This window comes from Roseisolibacter sp. H3M3-2 (genome assembly GCF_029211165.1).
Taxonomy (GTDB): domain Bacteria; phylum Gemmatimonadota; class Gemmatimonadetes; order Gemmatimonadales; family Gemmatimonadaceae; genus Roseisolibacter.
Map to the genome: position 1 here is coordinate 1 of NZ_JARGEK010000279.1, position 6658 is coordinate 6658.

Annotated in this window: 8 protein-coding genes and 1 pseudogene; 2 read left to right on the forward strand and 7 right to left on the reverse strand. The window is 75.1% G+C overall.

What is annotated here, in order from left to right; genetic code table 11:
* Positions 1 to 914: pseudogene (locus PYV61_RS18740) on the reverse strand (hypothetical protein); the annotation flags it as partial.
* 56 nt (positions 915 to 970) lie between these two features.
* Positions 971 to 1189: a hypothetical protein gene (locus PYV61_RS18745; RefSeq protein WP_275834440.1), complete on the reverse strand. Its 219-nt coding sequence runs from the start codon at positions 1187 to 1189 to the stop codon at positions 971 to 973.
* Positions 1190 to 1326: 137 nt separating this feature from the next.
* Between PYV61_RS18745 and PYV61_RS18750 the strand changes: the two genes are divergently transcribed.
* Entirely contained in the window at positions 1327 to 1623 is a 297-nt protein-coding gene (locus PYV61_RS18750) for a 4a-hydroxytetrahydrobiopterin dehydratase (protein WP_275834442.1), read from the forward strand.
* A gap of 93 nt (positions 1624 to 1716) precedes the next feature.
* Here the strand turns inward: PYV61_RS18750 and PYV61_RS18755 are convergent, their stop codons facing one another.
* Together PYV61_RS18755 and PYV61_RS18760 are read right to left on the reverse strand one after the other, a co-directional pair.
* Positions 1717 to 2262, reverse strand: a complete 546-nt coding sequence (locus PYV61_RS18755) for a DUF1572 family protein (RefSeq protein ID WP_275834444.1) — start codon at positions 2260 to 2262, stop codon at positions 1717 to 1719.
* Between the two features lie 74 nt (positions 2263 to 2336).
* Positions 2337 to 3155 (reverse strand): DUF4097 family beta strand repeat-containing protein, encoded by an 819-nt coding sequence (locus tag PYV61_RS18760; RefSeq protein WP_275834446.1) that lies wholly within the window; start codon positions 3153 to 3155, stop codon positions 2337 to 2339.
* Positions 3156 to 3351: 196 nt separating this feature from the next.
* Between PYV61_RS18760 and PYV61_RS18765 the strand changes: the two genes are divergently transcribed.
* Positions 3352 to 4239 (forward strand): hypothetical protein, encoded by an 888-nt coding sequence (locus PYV61_RS18765; protein WP_275834448.1) that lies wholly within the window; start codon positions 3352 to 3354, stop codon positions 4237 to 4239.
* Between the two features lie 55 nt (positions 4240 to 4294).
* Here the strand turns inward: PYV61_RS18765 and PYV61_RS18770 are convergent, their stop codons facing one another.
* The 3 genes from PYV61_RS18770 to PYV61_RS18780 form a co-directional block, all read right to left on the reverse strand.
* The gene (locus PYV61_RS18770; protein WP_275834450.1) at positions 4295 to 5125 is read right to left on the reverse strand and encodes a DUF4097 family beta strand repeat-containing protein; all 831 of its coding nucleotides are present in this window, start codon (positions 5123 to 5125) and stop codon (positions 4295 to 4297) included.
* Positions 5126 to 5143: 18 nt separating this feature from the next.
* A complete protein-coding gene (locus PYV61_RS18775; RefSeq protein WP_275834452.1) occupies positions 5144 to 6286 on the reverse strand; it encodes a DUF4097 family beta strand repeat-containing protein in 1143 nt (380 codons plus the stop codon).
* Positions 6287 to 6336: 50 nt separating this feature from the next.
* Positions 6337 to 6658, reverse strand: a 322-nt coding sequence (locus PYV61_RS18780) for a hypothetical protein (protein WP_275834454.1), incomplete at its 5' end; no start/stop codon positions are given.

Sequence of the window (6658 nt, forward strand, 5' to 3'; positions counted from 1 at the left end):
GTCTTGGGCGGGACGGCGGGGGGCTCGGCGGGGCGCACGCCGGCGCGGGCGTCGCCGTGGACGGCGGCAGCGGCAGCGCGAGCCGCGTCGCCGGCGGCCACGCCGGCGGCGAGGGCGGCGCGTCCGAGCGCGCGCGCCACAGGGCGCCGATCGGGAACCTCGGGATGCGCACACAGGCGACGCGCCACGCCGACCGCACAGCTCACCTCCACGTTGCGATGGGTCCCGCCCTTCTCCACCGTGATCACCGCCCGCTGCACCGCGCTCCACGTCCCCCCCGGCTCGACGCGCCATCGCCGGTGGGGCGGGCGCTCCCCGTCGGCGGCGCCGCCGCCGGCGGCGGCGTTGGTCGGGCGCAGCCGCAGCCGCAGCGCGCCCCCCAGGTCGCTCGCCCGCGTCCCCGCGCCCACCAGCACCAGCGGCCCGTCGGCGTCGCGCGCCAGCTGGAGGAGGCGGAGCGTCGCCGCGCGCGAGCGCGGCGTCGCGCCGTCGGCCGCCACCAGCCCGAAGCCGCCGCTGCGCAGCAGGACGTCGGCGCACCACGCGGCGCGCGCGGGATCCGGGGGGCGCACCACCCACAGCCGGCTGGCGCCGTCGGCCGGCTCCGCGCCCGCCCAGTCGCGCGGGGCGAGGGTGCGCGTGGCGTCGACGTAGGCCACCCACGCCCCCGCCGCGAGCGCCTGCCCGACGAGGCGCCGCGCCAGCGACGTCGCGCCGCTGCCGGCCGTGCCGAGCAGCTCGGTGAGGCGCCCGCGCGGGATCCCGCCGGCGCCCGCCAGCGCCGCGTCGAGCGGCCCGACCCCGGTGCGGAACCCCGCGGCCGGCGGGGCGTCGCCGGCGACGACGTCGGCGATGCGGCGGCGGAGGGTGTCGAGCGGATCGCTCGTGGCGAGGGCATGCAGGGCGGCGCTCACGCCCGATCAAACACCGAAAGGTCAGGGCGCGCGACGACGCGGCGGGGGGCCATGCGTCAGCGCGCGAACAGCGACAGCTGCGTGCGGTCGGGGACCGGCCGCTCGACCCCCTCGCCGCCGGCGGGCGCGGCGTCGAAGCCGGCGAGCGCGGCGTAGGCGGCGGCGACCAGCCGGCCGTCGCGGGCGCGCAGGGCGAGGGCGAGCTGGAGGCGCGACGGATCGACGGGGGTCGCGGGGGGCAGCGGATCCCGCGACGACATGGACGGCAGGGGCATCGGCTCTCTCCGGGCTCGTGTGTGGGTGTCGTATTTACCGAACAAAGACCGAAACAGCAAGTCGAGTTCCGCGGCATCGCGCGGTGCATAAACACATGACGTCTCCCACGGCTGGCGGGGCGCGTTATCATGCGCGCATGTCGAACCCCGAGCGCCTGTCCGACATCGCCATCCAGCGCGAGCTGTCGTCGCGACTCCCCGGGTGGAGCCGCCGCGGCGACGCGCTGACGAAGACCTACCAGTTCCCCGCGTTCCTCGACGGGATCGCCTTCGTGCAGCGCGTCGCGCAGGCCGCGGAGGCGATGGACCACCACCCCGACGTGGACATCCGCTACACGAAGGTCACGTGCGCGCTGAGCACGCACAGCGCGGGCGGGATCACCGCGCTCGACCTCGAGCTGGCGGCGCGGATCGAGGCGGCGGCGGTAGGCTGATCGACCGCAGACACGGAGGACACGGAAACCGGGGGAGGGACTGCAGGCTCCAGTCCCTCCCCCGGTTTCCGTGTCCTCCGTGTCGAGGGCCGTTCACCGCCGCCCGTAGACGCCGGCCTCCTGGTGCGTGCGGCGCCACACGTCGTCGAGCGCGCCCTCGCGCAGCATCTTCGCGACCCACACCATCTGGCCGACGTGCGTCGACATGTGGATCGTCACGTTGAGCACGTCCTCGAGCACCGTCGGGTAGAACGTCGGGTCGCTCGACGGCTGGGCGAGGCGCTCGGACGAGAGCGACGACAGCACCGCGTCGGCCTCGGCGATCGCGGCGTCGAACTCCGCCAGCAGCTCGGCGCGCGGCAGCGGGGGGCCGGCGAACTCGCCGTCGCGGTCGCGCACGTACGCGGAGCCGCCGATCCCGCGCCCGACGAGGGTGCGCACGTTCCCCGACAGGTGGCGCACCAGGGTGCCGACCGAGTTGGCGTGCGCGTTGGGGCGCCACCAGAGCTGCGCGTCGTCGAGCGACTCGACGGCGGCGTGGATCTGCCGCGGGAAGGCGCGCGCGATGCGCAGGCGGCAGTGCTCGAGCGCGGCGAGCGCGGGGTCGACGGGGACCTGCGGGACGGCGGGACCGGTCATGCGCAGCCCTCCTCCGGGAAGTGGCGGGGCGCCCGGCCCCGGAGGGATACGGGCGAGCCCCGCCGGGCGTTCCGTCAGAGGCGGCCGAGCGTCACGCTGCCGTTGACCGTCTCGAGCGCGACGCGCGCCTGCCCGCCGTTGAGCGTGCCGCGCAGCGAGCGGCGGTCGCCGTGCGAGACCTGCACGGGGAACTCGCTCTTCACGCGCCCGTTCACGGTCTTCAGCGCCACCTCGGCGCTCGCGGCCTCGGGGAGGAGCGCGGTGACCGAGCCGTTGACCGTCCTGAGCGCGACCCGCGCGCCGGCCGGCAGCCCGTCGAGGCGCGCGCGCACGGAGCCGTTGACGGTCTGCGCGTCCACGCGGCCGCCGGCGGCGCCGAGGACGATGCTGCCGTTGGTGGTGCGGGCGACGACCTCGGAGGCGACGTCGGCGACGATGACGCGGCCGTTGACGGTGCGGGCGTCGACGCCCACGCCGGCGGGGAGCGCGACGAGGTAGTCGACGCTGACGCTGGCGCGCCGGTCGAACAGCCGCTGGAACCAGCCCCGCCGACGCTCGCCGCCCCCGTAGTGCTCCGCCGAGCACTCGCCGCGGCCGCCCCAGAGCGCGCACGCGGTGACGTTGCCGCCGTCGCGCTCCGCCACGAAGCGGACCTCCTGCGGGCGCCGGCCGCGCCAGCGGCGGGTGGCGGTGATGACGACCTCGCGGCCGGGGGCGCGGGCGACGCGCACCGAGCCGTTGAGGTCGCGCACCCGCACCCAGCCGCCGGCGGGGACCTCGCCGGCCCAGCGGAACGCCTGCTCGGTGCGCGACGGGCCGGAGTCGGCGTCGCAGCCGGCGAGGGCGACGAGGGCCAGCGCGATCGGGAGGGACGCGAGACGCGGGCTGGGCATGGCCGGGAGGGTGAGGGGAGGCGACGGGGTCCGTACGCGGGGGCCGGGGAGAGCGTTTCGTGTCGGGAGCGCAACGAAGTGGAGCCCGAAAAGCGATCCAACGTTGCGTTCATGATGTACTCGTCACAATATGGCCCCGCTCGTCGGACGATGCCGTCCGGCGGCACCGCAGCCCACGTCCGGCCCGACCACCACCATGAACGTCCGCACCACCCCGCTCGCCGCCGCCGCCGCGCTCGCCCTCGCCGCGTGCGCCACCGATCCCGCCTCGCCGGTCGCCGGGTCGACACTGAAGCCGACTGGTCGGCTTGCACTGGCCATGAACGAGGCCGGAAGCGTCGTCGTGACGGAAGACGACATCGCCCGACAGGCGGAGAACACGCCGCCGACCAACAACTGGGTCCTCTACACGCGCGCCGCCGGCAACGCGACGTTCAGGAGCGGGCCCGCGACGCCGCCAGCCGGCGTGGGAAGCCTCGAGTTCGTCACACCTACGGGCGCCGACAAGGTCTACCTCTTCAACTACGACCATGTCCAAGCGACGCTCGCGAGCATCACGGGCATGGGTTACTCGACGTACCGCGCAGCGGGAGAGGCACAGCAGGTCGCGGCGCTCAACCTTCAGGTCGACGTGAATGGTGCGGCGGCGGGCGGCTTCACGACGCTGGTGTTCGAACCCGTCTACAACACGCTGCAGGGGGCCGTGGTGAGCGGGCAGTGGCAGTCGTGGGACGCGTACTCGGGCGGGAACGCGATCTGGTGGTCGAGCAACCCGATCCCCGGCGCACCGAACCGAGACACGTTCGTCTCGTGGAACACCATCAAGCAGAACAACCCCGATGCGGTGATCGTCGGTGGCGTCGGGGTCAATCAGGGAAGCGGCAACAACGCTCTGACGACTGCCGTGGATAATTTCACGCTGGCGCGCAGCGGCGAGACGGTGACCTACAACTTCGAGCCGTATCGAGTCGCCGCAAACGTCGAGAGCTGCAAGAACGGCGGCTGGATGTCGCTGAAGGATTCCGAGGGCGACTCGTTCAAGAATCAGGGAGACTGCGTCTCGTACGTCGCGAGCAAGCGCTAATCATCGAAGCGAACGGGCGCCCGGCGGAGCTCTCCGCCGGGCGCCCGTCGCGCGTTCAGCGGTCGAGGCGCCGCAGCTCCACGCTCCCGTTCACCGTGTGCAGCCGGACGCGCCGCGCCCCGTCGCCGATCGTCGCGCGCAGCCGCCGCGGGTCGATGCGCCCGGACACCGTGACCGGGAACTCCGTGTTCACGCGCCCGTTCACCGTCGACATCTCGAGCTCGGCGCCGAGGTTGGACGGCATCTCGACCGTCACCGAGCCGTTGGTCGTGCGGAAGTCGAGGTCGCGCGCGCTGCCGACGCTGCGCATGCTGGCGAAGATGCTGCCGTTGGTCGTGCGCGCGTCGACGGGGCCGCCGAGCGTCTCCGCCCGCACGCCGCCGTTGGTGGTGCGCGCCACCACCTCGGCGGTCGCGCCGCGCACCTCGAGGCCGCCGTTGACCGTCTGCACGTCGACCTTCACGCCCTCGGGGACGCGCACCACGAAGTCGACGCTCTCCCAGCGGTCGCCCTCGTCGTCCGACCAGCGGCGGCGGCCGGTGTCGTAGCCGTCCTCGTCGCAGCGCGTGCCCTCGGTCCAGATCGCGCAGATCACCATCCCCTGCCCGTCGCGCGCCTTCTCGGCGGTGAAGCGCACCCGCTTCGGGTCGCCATCGCGCCCCCAGCGGCGGTCGGCGCGGACCTCGACGCGGTCGCCGCCGCGCTCGACGCGGATCGGGCCGTTCAGGTTGCGGACGTGGATCCAGCGGCCGGACGGGACGCTCCCCTGCCAGGTGAAGGCGTCGGTCTCGCGGCGCCCGTCCTGGGCGGCGAGCGCGGCGGGGGCGAGCAGGAGCGCGGCGAGGCGGCGCACGGCACGGGGGGACGCGAAGGACGCGACGGACACGATGGGATCTCCGCTCGGTCAGCGCCGCGAGCCGGCGCGCCCGATGTTGATGGTGCCGCTGAAGGTCTCGGCGACGATCCGCGCGCCGCCGTCGCCCAGGGTGAAGTCCATGCGCCGCTCGCGCGGGCCGTAGCCGCGGCGCGAGTCGTCGCGCGCGTCGCCCCGCATGGTGAGCGGGAACTCGCTGTCGATCGACCCGCTGAACGTCCGCAGCGACAGCTCGGCGCCGACGTCCGACGGGAGCAGCAGGTGGATCTCGCCGGAGTGCGTGTTCAGCTCGTAGCGGCCGTCGCGGGCGATCGATCCATCGTACGTGAGCTCCCCGCTCACGGATTCCATCCGGAGGCGCGAGCTGCGGGCGCGGCGGATCTCGACCTCGCCGCTGACGGACTGGGCGTCGATCTCCCCCTCGACCTGGTCGAGCGTCACCTCGCCGCTGACCGAGTGCGCGCGGACCTCGCCCTGCACGTTGGTGCCGCGCACGGACCCGCTGACCGAGTTGAGCGCGACCCGCCGCACGCCGTCGGAGGCGTCGACGTCGCCGCTGACGGTGCCGGCCTCGAGCTCGCCGCGGACGCCGCTGACGCGCACGTTGCCGGAGACCGACTGCGCGGCGACGCGCGTGCCGACGGGGACGACGACCTCGAGCCGCTGGTCGCCGCTGCGGCGGTTGCGCAGGTTGGTGTTGGGGACCCAGACGCGCACCCGGCCGCCGACGTGCTCGAAGCGCAGCGGGAGGCGCTCGCTGTAGCCGCGCACCTGCACGTCGCCGCGCCCCCAGGCGGTCACGGTGATGTTGCCGCTCACCAGCGAGAGGTCGACCGAGCCGTCGCGCCCGACCGAGACGGTGGTGTCGAGGCGCGTCGGCTCCTGCGTCGCCTCCTGGGCGTCGCCGCGGTCGCGGTCCATGCGCTCGCGCGCCCGCTCCCGGTCGCGCTCCGCCCGCTCGCGGGCCCGCTCGCGCACCCGCTCCGCGAACGCCAGCTCGCGCTCGCGGTCGCGCGTCAGGAGCTCGCGCTCCTGCTCGGCGCGCTCGCGGGCGCGCTCGCGCGCCTCCTCGGAGGACTGCGCCAGGACGGCGCGGGCCGGGCGCGGCGCCAGCGCGCCGGCGGTGGCCAGCAGCGCGAGCGCGAGGGGGAGGAGTCGGTTCGGGGCAGGCATATGGCTACTCGTGGGACGGAGGTCGCGGCGGGTCGGGTGCGTCGGCGGCGTCAGGAGCGCGGGAGCAGCGCGGCGGTCCGCAGCAGCTCGACCTTGCGGTCGAGCGCCTTGGTGAGGGCGCGCTCCAGCATCGGGCTGGCGGGGGCGGCCTCCAGCGCCTCGCGGCTCTGGCGGATCGCCTCGTCGATGATGCGGAGGTTCCGCTCGAGCACCGCGACGGTGCCCGAGTCGAGGTCGGCCCGCCGATCGCGCACGGCGGTGCGCAGCGACGCGATGGCGCGGTCGTAGTCGCGGACGCCGGGGACGGCCGCCGCCGGGTCGGGGCGCCGGGCCACCAGCCGCGGCGTCGCGGCCGCGGGCGCGGCCGGGGCC